The 13755-nt window shown below is 70.4% G+C and carries 15 protein-coding genes; 12 read left to right on the top strand and 3 right to left on the bottom strand.

What is annotated here, in order from left to right; genetic code table 11:
* Positions 1-53: 53 nt before the first annotated feature.
* Together D7Y04_RS08215 and D7Y04_RS08210 are read right to left on the bottom strand one after the other, a co-directional pair.
* Positions 54-1124 carry a glycosyltransferase gene (locus tag D7Y04_RS08215; protein WP_121758847.1) on the bottom strand — a complete coding sequence of 357 codons (1071 nt, stop codon included), beginning with the start codon at positions 1122-1124 and terminating at the stop codon, positions 54-56.
* Complete coding sequence (locus tag D7Y04_RS08210) at positions 1121-2260, bottom strand: glycosyltransferase (protein WP_121758846.1); 1140 nt, start codon at positions 2258-2260, stop codon at positions 1121-1123. Before D7Y04_RS08210 ends, D7Y04_RS08215 begins: the two co-directional genes overlap by 4 nt.
* A 234-nt stretch (positions 2261-2494) precedes the next feature.
* Here D7Y04_RS08210 and D7Y04_RS08205 point away from each other — a divergent pair, with 234 nt between their 5' ends.
* From D7Y04_RS08205 to D7Y04_RS08175, 7 genes are all read left to right on the top strand, one after another.
* Positions 2495-2881, top strand: a complete 387-nt coding sequence (locus D7Y04_RS08205; protein ID WP_120598257.1) for a BlaI/MecI/CopY family transcriptional regulator — start codon at positions 2495-2497, stop codon at positions 2879-2881.
* Entirely contained in the window at positions 2878-4707 is a 1830-nt protein-coding gene (locus tag D7Y04_RS08200) for a M56 family metallopeptidase (protein ID WP_121758845.1), read from the top strand. Before D7Y04_RS08205 ends, D7Y04_RS08200 begins: the two co-directional genes overlap by 4 nt.
* 90 nt (positions 4708-4797) lie before the next feature.
* Positions 4798-5673: a 4-hydroxy-3-methylbut-2-enyl diphosphate reductase gene (locus D7Y04_RS08195; RefSeq protein WP_121758844.1), complete on the top strand. Its 876-nt coding sequence runs from the start codon at positions 4798-4800 to the stop codon at positions 5671-5673.
* 124 nt (positions 5674-5797) lie between these two features.
* Positions 5798-6151, top strand: coding sequence for a hypothetical protein (locus D7Y04_RS08190; RefSeq protein WP_120598260.1), 354 nt, complete (start codon positions 5798-5800; stop codon positions 6149-6151).
* Between the two features lie 84 nt (positions 6152-6235).
* Positions 6236-6574 carry a helix-turn-helix transcriptional regulator gene (locus D7Y04_RS08185; RefSeq protein ID WP_120598261.1) on the top strand — a complete coding sequence of 113 codons (339 nt, stop codon included), beginning with the start codon at positions 6236-6238 and terminating at the stop codon, positions 6572-6574.
* Positions 6571-7062: an SRPBCC family protein gene (locus D7Y04_RS08180; RefSeq protein WP_120598262.1), complete on the top strand. Its 492-nt coding sequence runs from the start codon at positions 6571-6573 to the stop codon at positions 7060-7062. Before D7Y04_RS08185 ends, D7Y04_RS08180 begins: the two co-directional genes overlap by 4 nt.
* A 234-nt stretch (positions 7063-7296) precedes the next feature.
* Positions 7297-7686, top strand: a complete 390-nt coding sequence (locus D7Y04_RS08175) for a VOC family protein (RefSeq protein WP_120578359.1) — start codon at positions 7297-7299, stop codon at positions 7684-7686.
* A gap of 8 nt (positions 7687-7694) precedes the next feature.
* On the opposite strand, the gene D7Y04_RS08170 is transcribed toward D7Y04_RS08175, so the two are convergent.
* The gene (locus D7Y04_RS08170) at positions 7695-8312 is read right to left on the bottom strand and encodes a hypothetical protein (RefSeq protein WP_121758843.1); all 618 of its coding nucleotides are present in this window, start codon (positions 8310-8312) and stop codon (positions 7695-7697) included.
* A gap of 94 nt (positions 8313-8406) precedes the next feature.
* On the opposite strand from D7Y04_RS08170, the gene D7Y04_RS08165 reads away from it, so the two are divergent.
* From D7Y04_RS08165 to D7Y04_RS08140, 5 genes are all read left to right on the top strand, one after another.
* Complete coding sequence (locus D7Y04_RS08165) at positions 8407-9234, top strand: lysophospholipid acyltransferase family protein (protein ID WP_120578361.1); 828 nt, start codon at positions 8407-8409, stop codon at positions 9232-9234.
* A complete protein-coding gene (locus tag D7Y04_RS08160; RefSeq protein WP_120598265.1) occupies positions 9231-10172 on the top strand; it encodes an SDR family oxidoreductase in 942 nt (313 codons plus the stop codon). The genes D7Y04_RS08165 and D7Y04_RS08160 overlap by 4 nt, the downstream gene beginning before the upstream one ends.
* Complete coding sequence (locus D7Y04_RS08155; RefSeq protein ID WP_120598266.1) at positions 10162-11391, top strand: MFS transporter; 1230 nt, start codon at positions 10162-10164, stop codon at positions 11389-11391. The genes D7Y04_RS08160 and D7Y04_RS08155 overlap by 11 nt, the downstream gene beginning before the upstream one ends.
* Before the next feature lie 137 nt (positions 11392-11528).
* The gene (locus D7Y04_RS46360; protein WP_158627464.1) at positions 11529-12746 is read left to right on the top strand and encodes an endonuclease domain-containing protein; all 1218 of its coding nucleotides are present in this window, start codon (positions 11529-11531) and stop codon (positions 12744-12746) included.
* Complete coding sequence (locus D7Y04_RS08140; protein ID WP_120599059.1) at positions 12727-13749, top strand: hypothetical protein; 1023 nt, start codon at positions 12727-12729, stop codon at positions 13747-13749. The genes D7Y04_RS46360 and D7Y04_RS08140 overlap by 20 nt, the downstream gene beginning before the upstream one ends.
* The last annotated feature ends 6 nt before the right edge of the window (positions 13750-13755 follow it).

Raw genomic sequence — 13755 nt, 5'->3', positions numbered from 1 at the left:
GCGTCCCGCCACGCCGGGTTTCAACCCCTGCCGACGTCGATGACCGGGATGCGTCAGCCCAGCGCCGCCTCCACCTCCACGGCGCGGTGCGCGTACGTGTGCTCGGCCAGCACGCGCTGGAGCGCGGCCTGTCCCATGCGCCGCGCGTCTTCCGGGGTGAGGCGCTTCACGTGCTCGGCGACCTCTTCACCGGAGCGGGCCACCAGGACCTCGCGGCCGGGCTCCAGGAATTGCTCCACGCCCTCGAAGGCATCGGTGATGAGGCAGGCTCCCGCGCCCGCGGCCTCGAACACGCGCGGGGACGGTGAGAAGCCGAAGCGCGCCATGCTGTCGCGGTGCAGGTTGAGCACCGCGCGCGCCGAGCTGTTCAGCGCGTTGTGGTCCTGCGTGTAGACATGGCCCAGGCGCCCGACGTTGGCGGGCACGACGCGCTCCTCCCAACCGTTGCCGCCCAGGAGCATGCGCGAGCGGGGCAGCGACTCCGCGACCTTGAAGAAGCAGGCCTCCACGCGCGCCTCGCGGTCCGGCAACCGGTTGCCCAGGAAGGCCAGGTCACAGGCGAAGCGCGACTCAGGCGCCACGGGGTGGTGCGTGTCCGGATCCACCGCGGGGTGGATGGCCACGCAATGCTTCGCGCCCAGCTCGCGGTACGCGTTCACCACCGGTGCGCCGCCGCCGGACGTGAGGATGTGGTCGAAGCGCGGGATGAGCTGACGGAAGAGGTGGTGGGTGTCCTTCGCCACGTGCTCCAGCGTGGCGGGCGCGCTCATGTCCCAGAACACCACCTGCGTGCCGGAGCGGCGCAGCTCCAGCACTCGCGCATCCAGATACGCGTCGAGGGCCCCCACACCACTGGCCTTCACCACCACGTCCACACCGAAGGCGTCGTCCAGGCACTCGTCCACCGAGCCCAGGTTGTTGGAATAGACGACGACGCGTGCCTGGTCCGGAGCCTGGAGGTCGCGATGCTCCTGCCGGCCGGAGGCATCCGGTTCATAGAAGGTGACCTGGTGTCCGCGCGCGTGCAGGGCGCGGAGCAGGCCCCGGTAGTAGGTGGCCGAGCCGTTCCACCAGGTGGACACGAGGCTGGAACCGAAGAAGGCGAAGCGCAGGCCGCCGCTCATGCGAGGACTCTTTCCGAGGACAGCGGATGGAGGGATTCGCCAGACATCCCCAACTCCTGACAGATGACGAGCAGCGCCTCCACCCGGTGCGCGCAGGTGTGGCGCGACAGTACCGTGCGCAGGCCGGCTTCCGCGAAGGCGTGCCGCATCTCCGCGTCCGCGACCAGCGCGGACAGGTGGCGCCGCATCTGCGCCCCGTCCCGGGCGACGAGGTAGTCCTTCCCCGCGGTGAAGAGCCCGTCCGAGTCCTCCCACGGAGCGGAGACCAGCGGGATGCCGCACGCCAGCGCCTCGAAGGGGCGGATGGTGGGGACGCCGGGCAGCAGCGTGGCGTAGGGCCGCCGGGGGATGTGCACGGTGACGCGTGCCTGGGAGAAGGCCAGGGGCACGCGATGGTTGGGCAGCCAGCCGGCGTACTCGATGCCGGCGTCGAAGAGGGCTCGCAGGGCGGAGACCGGGTAGCGCACGCCATGCACTCGCGCGGTGAGGCCCAGCTCGTGCACCGGCTCCACGAGGAACTCCTGCAGCTCCTTCGTGCGCTCGTCGTCTCCCCAGTTGCCAACCCAGACCAGGTCCCGCACCTCGCGGTTGCGCGGGTGCGGGTGGAACACGCGCACGTCGGCGGCCTCGTGCCAGGTCCACGCCCGCCGCGCCCAGCCCCGCTCCAGGTAGAGGTCCCGGAGCACGTCTCCGGAGGCGAGCACCCCGTCGTACCGGGACAGCTCGTAGCCGGCCATCACCTCCGGCGCGCTTACGCACCGGTGCCAGGTGTCGTGGAAGAGGAGGCGGAAGCGGCCGCCGTCACGCCGGTGCGCTCCGAGGCGGCGCACCAGGTCCGGCGGCGTCCAGGCGTGCACCAGCACCAGGTCCGCGCCATCGAGCACGGCCTCCAGGTCCAGCGTGTCGGGCGCGTACCGCTCCGGACGCACGTGCGGATAGAGGGCACGGACCTCGTTGAGCGCGGCCACACCGTGGGGCTCCTCCAAGAGGCACTGGAAGCTCCCTGAGTCCTCGGGTTCGAACACGCGCACGGAGTGGCCTCGCGCGGCCAGCTCCGTCACCACCCCGCGCAGGAAGTGGGCGTCACCATGGTTCCAGTCCGACAGCAGGGAATGACAGAAGAGGATGACACGCATCGATGGACGACTCCTCGGGCTCCCCGCCGCGTGGCCATGGCCCGGTCGGGAAAACGGTAAACACCCCGCCGTCCGGTTCACCCCTCCCTGATGGCTTGTCTGGGCGTCAGCCCTCGGGGACGCCCTTTCCCCTCCCTCCAGGGTCCCTTGTCCGCGAAGTACGAAAGGCTTCGTTGACACCTACGAAATCGTTCGTATAACTATGCGTAGGAAGCGGTGAGGAGAGAGGAAGCCATGAGCCGAGGAAAGCTGCCGCGCCCCACGGATGCCGAGCTGGCCATCCTGCGGGTGCTGTGGGACGGGGGCACGCGCACGGTGCGCGAGGTCCACGAGACGCTCCAGGATGGGAGCGGCTACACGACCGTCCTGAAGACGATGCAGATCATGACGGAGAAGGGGCTGGTGACGCGCGACGAGTCCCAGCGCGCGCACGTCTACAGCGCCCGGCTCCCTCGGGAGAGCACCCAGCAGCAGCTGGTCACCGACCTGATGGACCGCGTGTTCGGCGGCTCCCCGGCGCGGCTCGCCCTGCAGGCCCTGTCCACGAAGAAGACATCCCCGGAGGAGCTGGCGGAGCTGCGCCAGCTGCTGGATTCGCTCGAGAAGGAGTCGGAGTCATGAACGGTCTCATCCTGGAAGCGGTGGGTTGGGCGCTCGTGCACCTGGTGTGGCAGGGCGCGCTCGTGGCGGTGGCCCTGGCGCTGGCGCTCCGGTGGGTGGGGCGGCGTTCCGCGAACCTGCGCTACGCGCTGGCGTGCGGCGCGCTGGGCATCATGCTGGCGCTGCCGGTGGCCACCGCGTGGCGGCATGCCTCGCGCGCTGTGGAGTCCCGTCCCGTGGTGAGCACGGCGTCCGTCCCTCGGACCGTTGAGCCCATGGCGGCACCGGTGTCCGTTGCACTGACGCAGCTGCCCGCTCCGCGTCACCTGAAGGAGGCCGCGACGCTGCCCCGGCTGGACGGCGTGTTCCAGCAGGTGGGCGAGCACCTGCCCTGGCTGGTGCTGGCGTGGGGCCTGGGCGTGGCGGCATCGTCGCTGCGGCTGCTCAAGGGCTGGATGGGATTGCGCCGACAGGTGGACGAGGCGGTGCACGCGTCGTGGGAATGGCAGCAGCGGCTGGAGGTGCTGGCGCGGCGGCTGAACCTCACGCGTCCGGTGCGCCTGCTGGTGTCGTCGAAGCTGGATGTGCCGTCCACGCTGGGCTGGCTGAAGCCGGTGGTGCTGGTCCCCACCGCCACGCTCACCGGGCTGGCCGTGCGGGAGCTGGAGCTGGTGCTGGCCCACGAGCTGGCCCACATCCGCCGTCACGACTTCGCGGTGAACATGGTGCAGACGCTGGTGGAGACGTTGCTCTTCTACCACCCGGCCGTGTGGTGGATGTCCCAGGTCATCCGCGTGGAGCGCGAGAACTGCTGTGACGACCTCGCGGTGCGCCATGGCCCCGGCGCCCTCCCCTACGCCCGAGCGCTCACCGCGCTGGAAGCGCTGCGGTTGCAGGGCATGGACGCCAGCGGGCCCGCGCTGTCCGCGCTGGGCGGTTCGCTGAAGGACCGCGTGCGGCGGTTGGTGGTGGCGCCCACGTCGCGGTGCTCGTCGCGCTGGGCGGCGGGAGTGTCCATCGTCACGCTGGTCAGCAGCCTGGCGCTGGCGGTGCCGCTGACGGCGCTCGCCGTGCAGCCCATGAAGGCGCCGGAGACGAAGGCCCTGGCGTCTCCTGTCGTCAGCGTTACGCCCCGTCCCCACGTCTCCGTGTCCGCGCCGGTCGCGGTTCCGGTGCTCGCGGTCGTCGCGGCGCCCCCTGCTCCGAACCCCGCTCCCGCGCCGGTCGTCGCGCCGGCTCCGAACCCCGCGCCCTCCGCGAAGGAGAAGGCCCGCGCTGCGAAGAAGGACTCCGATGATGCCGACGAGAAGACCCGCGTGGGCGTGGATCCGCTGAGCGTGGACCAGCTGGTCGCTCTGAAGATCGCGGGCGTCACACCGGAGGTCGTCGACCGCATCACCGCCATGGGCTACGAGCCCACGGTGGACACGCTGGTGGGCTTCCAGCACGCAGGCGTCACGCCGGACTACGCGAAGTCCATGACGGACCGCTTCGGCCGCTCCATCCCCGCCGAGCAGCTGGTGGCCATGAAGCACCTGGGCGTCACGCCGGAGTGGCTGGGACAGATGGCCGCCCTGGGCTTCGACAAGGAGGACTCCGACGACCTGCTGTCCGCGAAGGCGCTGGGCATCAACGCCGCGTGGATCAACGAACTGAAGGCCGCGGGTTTCGGGAAGCTGAGCCTGGATGAAGCCGTGCAGCTCCGTGCACTGGGCGTCGACTCCAGCTACCTGCGCGAACTGGAAGCCGCGGGCGTGAAGCCCGCCACCGTGGATGAATTGGTGCGCCTGCGCGCCGGCGGCGTGGACGCGGACTTCATCCGCCGCATGCAGAAGTCCCGGAAGTAACCCCTCCCTTCCTCTCCCAAGCAGCCCCACCGCGCGCTCCATCCCGAGCGCGCGGAAGGGCCGCGCCTTGCCGAAAAAGGAGTCGCCGTCATGACGTCGCGCCTGTCTCCGTGGCTCACCCTGGTCGTGATGCTCTTCACCCTTCCCGTCCTCGCCGCCGAGGCCCAGCGCACCGGCACGTGGGGCGCGTACGTGAAGGAGCAGCAGTTGCAGCTGTCATTGCAGCCCAAGGACCGTCCTGATTCGCACCACGGCTTCTCCGCGCCGCTCGCCGATTTCCAGGGGCTGTCCACGGCGGAAGGAAGCAGCGCCCCCTTCAAGCTGGTGCGTGAAGCGGGCACGTTCGACTTCGAGGGCCGCTTCAAGGACGGACAGGGCGTGGGCACCTGGCGCTTCACTCCGGACGCAAGCTTCACGAAGAAGCTGGCGGAGCTGGGCATTCCCAAGCCGGACGCGGACGAGCAATTCCTGCTGGCCAGCGTGAACGTCGGCCCGCAGCGCGTCCAGGCGCTCGCGGCGGCGGGCCAGAAGGTGACCACCGTGGAGGAGCTGGTCCAGGTGGGCATCTTCAACGTCACTCCGGAATACGTCCGTGCGATGGCGGCCGAGGGCTACCCGAAGCTGACCCTCGAGCAACTGGTGAGCTGCCGCATCCACAACGTCACGCCGGAGCGCATCCAGGGCCTCGCGGCGCTGGGGTTCAAGGGTCTGTCCCTCGACTCACTCCTGGCCATGAGCATCCACGGCGTGACGCCGGACTTCGTCCGCGAGATGCGCAGCCTGGGCTTCAAGGACCTGAGCGCGGATGACCTGGTGGCCATGCGCATCCACGGCGTCACGCCCGCGTTCGTGAAGGAGATGCGCGACGCGGGCTACGAGAACGCCACCGCGGAAGACTTCGTCTCCATGCGCATCCACGGCATCGACTCCATCTTCGTCCGCTCCATGTCCAAGAAGCGCAAGTAGTCAGACACGGTGTCGTAGGTTTCCCCTACGTCATCCGGCCTACCCCGCTTGTCATGCGAACGCGGCCATGCCGCAATCCGCCAGTGCAAGGCATTGCCGCCTTGCACCGACCGGAGCGTTGCCCATGCGCAGCATGATTCGAGCGTTGTTCGTGATGAGCCTCACCCTGGGCGTCGTCACCGCCTGTGGCCCTGCCACGGGGGCTGACGAAGCCGTCATCCCCAGCGGCGAGGCCCAGGTGGAGCAGGAGATTGGCACGGATCCCAACTGTCCCACCTCGCAGATGCAGTCGATGATCACCTGGCAGGCCGCGTGCCGCACGTCCTGCTCGAACTCCGCCGGGTACGATGAGCCGAACACCACGTACGGCGGCTACGGGTTGCCCGGCACCAAGTACAAGCGCTGCTGCCCCCCGGGCGGCAGCTGTACGACCTGGAAGCTCATCGGCCCGGTCTGCCAGGTCTGCGAGCTCAATTAGCCCACAGCCAGGGCCCCGTCCGACCGAACGCACGGCCGGGCGGGGCCTTGACGTTTGGAGCGCCAGGCCTTAACACTGAACCAAATGGTTCAGTCTCAAGCCGCCCTCGACCGTACGTTCGCGGCGCTGTCGGACCCGACGCGCCGGGCCATCCTCCTGCGACTGGGAGGAGGGACCGGCACGTCCATCGGCAGCCTGTCCGAACACTTCGAGATGACGCTCACGGGCTTCCAGAAGCACGTGCGCATCCTGGAGGAGGCGGGGCTCGTCACGACGGAGAAGGTCGGACGGATCCGTCATTGCAGGCTCGGGCCGAAGCGGCTGGAGGACGTGGCGAAGTGGATGGCCACGTACCGGACCATGTTCGAGCAGCGCCTGGACAACCTCGAGGACTTCCTCGAGCGCACGAAAGGAACGCCATGACGACCCAAGTCGCGAGTGCATCCCCCAAGGCCATCGTCACCCAGACCGCGGAGCGGGAGCTGCGCATCGAGCGCATCTTCAACGCGCCTCGCGAGCGGGTGTGGAAGGCGATGACGGACCCCGCGCTCGTCTCCCAGTGGTGGGGCCGGGGCAACAAGGTGGTCGTCGAGCGCATGGACGTTCAGCGCGGCGGCCACTGGCGCTTCGTCGAACACTCGCCCGAAGGCAGCCACGGCTTCGAGGGCCGCTACCGCGAGGTGAAACCCATGGAGCGCATCGAGCAGACCTTCGAGTGGGACGGCATGCCGGGCCACGTGACGGTGGAGACGATGACGCTGGAGGACCTGGGCGACGGCCGCACCAAGCTCGTCAACATCTCCCTGTTCCACACCGTGGAGGACCTCCAGGGCATGGTCGGCTCCGGCATGGAGCAGGGCCTCAACGAGAGCTACGCGGCGCTGGACAAGCTGCTCGCGCGGCCCAACTGAGGCAGGGCCCAGGACGGGAGGCTCCGGGCCTCCCGCTCCCCGGAGTCCAGCAGGAGCCCCGTCGGATTCCGCACCCGCAAAGGTCCGCTGCCGGATGCTCCGGCGGCGCGGAGTGGTGCGCGCCGCACATCCCTCCCACCCTTCAATCCGTCGTACCTTCCACCCGCTTTTCGGTGTATCCCTGGCTCCCCCTTCAACGGGCTTCCCCCCTGCCCGGCCCATCAGGAGCGAGCCATGCATCACAGCCGACTCAGCACGTTCGTCATCGACTGCAAGGTCGAGGACTTCGACGCCGCCACACGGTTCTGGAGCGCGGCGCTGGGGCGGGCGGTGAAGCCGGTGGATCCGGACTCGCCCACCTACCGCGAGCTGGAGGCGAAGGACACCGAGCCCATGCTCCTCCTCCAGCAGGTGGAGCACGAGAGCCGCATCCACCTGGACATCGAGTCGGATGACCTGGACGCGGAGCTGGAGCGGCTGGAGGCCCTGGGCGCGAAGCGCGTCGCCTACGTGCAGCGTTGGTGGGTGATGGAGGCCCCCACCGGCCAGCGCTTCTGCATCGTCCGTCCGCAGCGCGGTCCCCTGGCGGGCCGCGCCAACGTGTGGGACGGCGAGGGTCGCTGAAGCGCGCCCTACCCCGGGCCCAGCGCGGCCTGGAGCAGGTCCAAGAGCCCCGGCCACTCCTCCGCGGACAGCCACAGCCCTTCCGGCGCGTGCTCCGCGGTCATCCGCAGGGAGGAGGACTCGAAGAGGCGGGCCGCCAGGGCGCCCTCCTTCGGCAGCGCTCCCTCCACCCGGAGCACCTGTCCGTCCCAGGCCAGTCCCGGCGGCAACAGCTTGCGCGCCAGGGCCTGGAGCGCGGCCCTCCCGGCCCCCGTGCGCAGCGCGCCCATCAACAGGGATGACGCGCCGGGGGACTCCTCCAGCTCCACCCGTCCGGGAGTGGCCAGCCACAGCGTGTAGCGCCCCCCGGCCAGCTCCACGCGCTGGGGGGTGGTCTCCACCCGCAGCTTCCAGCCCCGCACGTCCAGCCGCAGGTCGTACACGGACGGAGTGATGTCCCAGGAGCGCAGGGTGAGCCCCTTCACGCGGCCCAGCACGCCCCGCGAAAGCGCCTCCACCCGCGCGTGCGACAGCCGCACCCGCCGGCCGCTCACGTCCACCGCCACCTGGTTGGACAGCCCCGCCGGCAGGGCCTTGGCCCACGCGACCACCCCGTCCAGCATCTCCGTCCACGGCTGCCCCGCCATCACGCGTCACTCCCTGGGGGCCCGTCCGGGGCACCCGTCGGGTGCACAATGGGGGACGCGGGCCCCCCGTGCAAAGCACCCGCGCGGTGCTACGGTGCGCCCCGTGCCCCAGAGCGAGTCCCTGTCAGAGCGGGTGGAGCGGTTGGAGCTGCCCTTCAACGAATACGGTGTCGACCCCTACGGCATCTCCAAGAAGCACCTGAAGCTGGCGCTGGAGTTCTTCGCCTTCCTCTACCGGAACTACTTCCGGGTGCGTTGCACCGGCGTGCAGCACATCCCGAAGAAGGGCCGCGGCATGCTGGTGGGCAACCACTCCGGCGGCGTCGCGGTGGACGGGATGATGGTGCTCACCTCCACGATGCTGGAGATGGATCCGCCCCGCCTGGCGCAGGGCATGGTGGAGCGCTTCATCCACAAGTTCCCCGTGGCCTCGCTGTGGGCCAGCCGCACCGGCCAGTTCACCGGCCTGCCCGAGCACGCCGTGCGACTGCTGGAGGACGACCGGCTGCTGATGATTTTTCCGGAGGGCGCCCGCGGCACCGCGAAGCTCTACCCGGACCGCTACTCGCTGGTGGACTTCGGCACGGGGTTCATCCGGCTGGCGCTCCAGACGCGCTCGCCCATCATCCCCTTCGCCTTCCTGGGCGGCGGCGCGGCCATCCCCACGGTCACCAACGCGTACGCGCTGGGCAAGCTCCTGGGCGTCCCGTACGTGCCGCTGACGCCGTACCTGCTGCCGCTGCCCCTGCCTGTTGGCCTGGAAATCCATTACGGCGAGCCGCTCGTCTTCGAAGGCACGGGTGACGAGGAGGACCACGTCATCCAGGGCTACGTGGACCAGGTGAAGGCGAGCATCCAGCGGCTCATCGAAGACAACCGCGCCGAGCGCAACCTGCGCCGGGCCCGGAGGCTGTTGCCATGAGGGTGTTGATTGCGGGCATCTCCGGCGGCATCGCGCGGAGGCTGGCGCTCAAGCTGCGCGACAGCGGCCATGAAGTCGCGGGCATCGACATCCGCCCGTGGAGGGACGCGCCCAAGGGCATCGAGGTCCACCCGGTGGACATCCGCAAGCGCGCCGCCGAGGACCTCTTCCGGCGCTGGAAGCCGGAGGCCGTGATTCACATGGCCACGGTGACGGCGTTCACCGTGCAGGGCCACGAGCGCGGCCGCATCAACCTGGACGGCACCAAGGCGCTGTTCGACCACTGCGCGGCGCACGGTGTGAAGCAGGTGCTCTTCGTGGGGCGTCACACGTTCTACGGCGCGGCGCCGGACTCGCCGCTGTACCACTCCGAGGACGAGCCCCCGCGCGCGCTGGAGGCCATCCCGGAGCTGGCGGACCTGGTGGCCGCGGACCTGTACGCGGCCACGGCGCTGTGGCGCATGCCGGACGTCAAGACCGCGGTGCTGCGGCTCGTCTACACGCTGGGCACGCCGGGCACCGGCACGCTCGCGAACCTGCTGCGCGGCAAGCGCGTGCCCATGGTGCTGGGCTACGACCCGCTCTTCCACGTGCTCCAGGAGGAGGACGTGGTGACGGCGCTGCAATTGGCGCTGGAGAAGCAGGTGCGCGGCATCTTCAACGTGGCGGGGCCCGCGCCGGTGCCGCTGTCCGTCATCATCAAGGGCACGGGCCGCACGCCGGTGCCGCTGCCGTCGCCGCTGTTCTCCGTGCTGATGGGGCGCGCGGGCTTCCCCCGGCTGTCCGTGGGGGCCACGGACCACCTGCGCTACCCCATCGTGGTGGACAACAAGCGCTTCCTGGAGGCCACGGGCTTCCAGGCCACCTACGACGAGGGCCGCATCCTGCGTGCCTACGCGGACGCGCTGCCGGTGGACCGGACGGGCAATGGTGGCTGACAGCGTGGGTGCCTCGTCCGCCGCCACTCCGGGCCTGCTGCGCCGGGTGGAGGCGGTGGTGTTCTTCACCGTGTTCCTGGACCTGGTGGGCTTCGGCATCGTCATCCCGATGCTGCCCTTCTACGTGCAGTCCATGGGCGGCTCGGCGCGCACGGTGGGCATCCTGTTGGGGTGCTTCAGCTTCACGCAGCTCTTGGCCACTCCGCTGCTCGGGCGCTATTCGGACCGGCATGGGCGGCGGGCGGTCATCCTCCTGAGCCTGCTGGCGAACGCGGTGGCCATGGCGCTGTTCGCGTTGGCCAGCCACCAGCTGATGCTGCCGCTGCTGTTCGCGTCGCGCATCCTGGCGGGGGCGACGTCCGGCAACATCGCCGCGTGTCAGGCGGCGCTCGCGGACGTGACGACGAAGGAGACGCGCGCCCGGGCCATGGGCCGCATTGGCGCGGGCATTGGCCTGGGCATGGTGCTGGGGCCCACGCTGGGCGGCCTGTTCTCCGGCCTGGGCCCGTGGGTGCCGCCGCTGCTCGCCGGAGGCCTGGCGCTGGTGGGCTTCGTGGCCGCGTTCTTCGCGATGCCGGAGACGCACCCGGTGGAGAAGCGCGTGGCGGCGAAATCCCAGACGCGCTGGTCCGCGTTGCAGGACCCGTCCCGGCGCAAGGCATTGGGGATGGTGCTGGGCTTGTTCTTCGCGGTGTTCCTGTCCATGACCACGCTCCAGGTGGCGTTCGCGCTGCTGGTGCAGGCGCGGCTGGGCTGGGGCTCCAAGGAGGTGGGCTACACCTTCGCGGTGGTGGGTGGCCTGGGCATGGTCATCCAGGGCGGGCTGATTGGTCCGCTGTCTCGCGCGGCGGGTGAGTTCAAGCTGCTCATCTGCGGAGCGCTCCTGCTCGCGGGCGGCATGGCGGGGCTCGCGGTGTCGTGGCAGGCGATTCCCATGATGCTCTCCGTGGTGCTGGTGGGCGTGGGGATGGGCTTCCTGCAGCCGTTGATTTCAAGCCAGGCCTCGCAGGTCGCCCCGCCGTCGCAGCAGGGCGCCGTGCTGGGTCTGGCGCAGTCGTGCGGTGGACTGGCCCGCACGGTAGGTCCGGTGGCGAGCGGCTGGATGTATGCGTCATGGAGCACCCAGGCCCCCTTCCTGACGGGCATGGTCTCAGCGCTCGCGGCGGCCGGATTGGGCGTGCTTCTCCATCGGGAAACCGGCGACGACGCAGGGCGGTAAAGCCTTTCAGACCCACCCGGGTCCCTTCCTTCCCGGAATGCCATACCTCCTTTGGGGGGCTTGTCTTCACCCAACCCGTGGGAGCAGTCTTTTGCTCACGAGGGGGCGGTGAAGCCATCACTCCCGGGGGGTAGTGCTTGCCATTGGCGGGTGACGTCGCGCTGCTGGATGCGTTGGACCGCCAGGCCCGGCGCCGGGCGGAAGGCATCGCGACCCTGAGCGTGTTGGAGGGACCGGAGGCCCTGGGAGGGACGCTCTGGAGCCAGTGGGCCGCGAGGCACGGGCTGACGGTGGTGGAGGTCTCCGGGGAGGACCCGCACGAGGCGGCACTGGATTGGGCACGGGCGCTGGCGGCGACCCGGGACCTGGGGGCGGACGCGGAGGCGCTGGCGACGTTCAGCCTGACCGCGGCGAATCCCAGACACACGCCGCGGTTCCAGGGAAAGACAGCACATGAGCGGCGCGTGTTGCTGGAGGCGCTGCCGCCGCCCGTGATGTTGGCGGACGCCACGTGGGCGCTGTGCCGGGAGCTGGTGATTGGCCGTGAGTCGGTGGAGCCCGGAGTGCTCCCGGATGCCGTGCGCACGGCGTTCGCGAAGAACCTGGGCGCGGGGCTGCGTGCGGTGCACGCGCTGGTGCCGCCCGGGCAGGCCCCAGTGGTGCGAATGGCGGTGGGGGAGGCGCCATCGTGCCGGGGGCTCCAGGTGGCGGGGGTGTTGAGCAGCGCGGTGCCAGCGCTCGCGGTGGCGTGCGTGGTGTCCAGCGAGGCGCTGGGGGCGTTCCTGGCGGGCGGGGAGACGCGGCTGAAGGCGTTGGTGCGCGAGGGCGTGGTGGAGGTGCCGGCGGAGCCGTCCGAGACCGCGAGCGCGGTGGCGACGCTCCGGAAGCTGGAGCGCACGGGCGCGTCCGAGAAGCAGCGGGTGAGCGCCGCCGAGGTGGCGCTGGCGGTGCTGACGGGCGCGGGCGAGGCGGGCGCGGACCGGGCGCGGAGCAAGGCGGAGGCGTACCTGCGCGACCGGCTGGAGGAGCACCGGAGCACGGCGGGCCGCTTCGAGCTCAACGCCCGGCTGCACCCCGAGGACAAGCGCAGCTGGGAGGTGGACCTGCTGTGCCGCCCGCTGCGCATCGCGGTGGAGATCGACGGCTATCACCACTTCCAGGATCCGGAGCGGTTCCGCCGCGACCGGCGCAAGGACCTGGACCTGCAGCGCGAGGGCTACTGGGTGTACCGGCTGCTCGCGACGGACGTGCTGTCCCAGCTGGAACACATCCTCCACACCCTCGACACGTTGATTGAAGCCCGCGGGCGCGAGCCTGGCGGGCGGGAGCCACGACATGGACACCGACACTCCTGACACCCGGCTCCAGGGCCTGGCATTGGCCTGGTTGGCGACGCGCTCGGAGAAGAAGGCCGGCACGCGCAACGAATTGGCGAAGACGCTGCACTCGTTCGTGGAACACCGCTGGAGCCGGGGCGAATGGACCGGCCGGTTCGACTCGCTGTTGACGGAGCTGCTGGAGGAGAAGCGGGTGGAGGCCCGGGGCCGTTCTGGGCTGGCGTTGACGGGAGCGGGCCGGCAGCAGGCGTTGAAGTTCCTGCGCGTGGATTCCCCCAAGGGGCTCACCTGGAAGCGCGTGAAGCAGCAGCACCTGCTGGCGAAGGGGCTGGGCCTGCCGGGTTCCAAGTCCGCGCTGGGGCGCTTATCGGACGCGGACGGCGTGCGGGCGCTGGTGCTCAAGCGGGCGCACAAGCTGGAGGGGCCGGAGACGCCGACGCTGGCGCAGGTGCGCGACCGGCTGCTGTGGCGGCAGCTGGGCGTGGAGACGGACGAGGCGTTCACGCTGCGCGCGGTGCAGGCGCACCTGTTGGGCAAGCTGCTGGACCAGGAGGTCCGCGACCCGAAGCGCGGCTTGGAGCAGCTGGCCGCCCGCGCGGTGGGGGCGCCGCGAGTGGACGCGGAGGTGGTGCGGATGGCGGCGATGCGGGAGTGGGTGCTGGCGGAGGCGGACAAGGTTTCCGCGCCCAAGCCGAAGCTCGTGGAGGCGGCCGTGAAGGTTGCCCCCAAGACGCCGCCCACGGACACGGTGTCTTTCGCCCGGCGGGTGCTGGACGCGGCGGGGGCCGTGCCCCCCACGGGCCGCTTCGGTGACAACAAGGTCTTCATCTCCCACGTGTGGAAGGCGCTGCAGCCTGAGTGGGCGGACCGCCCGGCGTTCAACGAGGCGCTGCTCGCGGCCAACCGCGCGCATCAGCTGTCCCTGGGCCGGGCCGACCTGCTGGCGGCCATGAACCCCCGGGACATCACCGAATCCGAAGTGCGTGCCGCCGGCGCCAGCTTCCACTTCGTCGTCCTCTAAGCGGAA

The organism is Corallococcus sp. AB038B (assembly GCF_003668955.1).
GTDB lineage: Bacteria > Myxococcota > Myxococcia > Myxococcales > Myxococcaceae > Corallococcus > Corallococcus exiguus.
The sequence above is the reverse complement of the archived record's forward strand: the minus strand, read 5'-3'. Positions and strand labels throughout refer to the sequence as shown.

Bases quoted from the DNA above. Each gene is read 5' to 3' on its own strand.
- D7Y04_RS08215 (WP_121758847.1), bottom strand. From the start codon at position 1,124: ATGAGCGGCGGCCTGCGCTTCGCCTTCTTCGGTTCCAGCCTCGTGTCC.
- D7Y04_RS08210 (WP_121758846.1), bottom strand. From the start codon at position 2,260: ATGCGTGTCATCCTCTTCTGTCATTCCCTGCTGTCGGACTGGAACCAT.
- D7Y04_RS08205 (WP_120598257.1), top strand. From the start codon at position 2,495: ATGAGCCGAGGAAAGCTGCCGCGCCCCACGGATGCCGAGCTGGCCATC.
- D7Y04_RS08200 (WP_121758845.1), top strand. From the start codon at position 2,878: ATGAACGGTCTCATCCTGGAAGCGGTGGGTTGGGCGCTCGTGCACCTG.
- D7Y04_RS08195 (WP_121758844.1), top strand. From the start codon at position 4,798: ATGACGTCGCGCCTGTCTCCGTGGCTCACCCTGGTCGTGATGCTCTTC.
- D7Y04_RS08190 (WP_120598260.1), top strand. From the start codon at position 5,798: ATGCGCAGCATGATTCGAGCGTTGTTCGTGATGAGCCTCACCCTGGGC.
- D7Y04_RS08185 (WP_120598261.1), top strand. From the start codon at position 6,236: ATGGTTCAGTCTCAAGCCGCCCTCGACCGTACGTTCGCGGCGCTGTCG.
- D7Y04_RS08180 (WP_120598262.1), top strand. From the start codon at position 6,571: ATGACGACCCAAGTCGCGAGTGCATCCCCCAAGGCCATCGTCACCCAG.
- D7Y04_RS08175 (WP_120578359.1), top strand. From the start codon at position 7,297: ATGCATCACAGCCGACTCAGCACGTTCGTCATCGACTGCAAGGTCGAG.
- D7Y04_RS08170 (WP_121758843.1), bottom strand. From the start codon at position 8,312: ATGGCGGGGCAGCCGTGGACGGAGATGCTGGACGGGGTGGTCGCGTGG.
- D7Y04_RS08160 (WP_120598265.1), top strand. From the start codon at position 9,231: ATGAGGGTGTTGATTGCGGGCATCTCCGGCGGCATCGCGCGGAGGCTG.
- D7Y04_RS08155 (WP_120598266.1), top strand. From the start codon at position 10,162: ATGGTGGCTGACAGCGTGGGTGCCTCGTCCGCCGCCACTCCGGGCCTG.
- D7Y04_RS08140 (WP_120599059.1), top strand. From the start codon at position 12,727: ATGGACACCGACACTCCTGACACCCGGCTCCAGGGCCTGGCATTGGCC.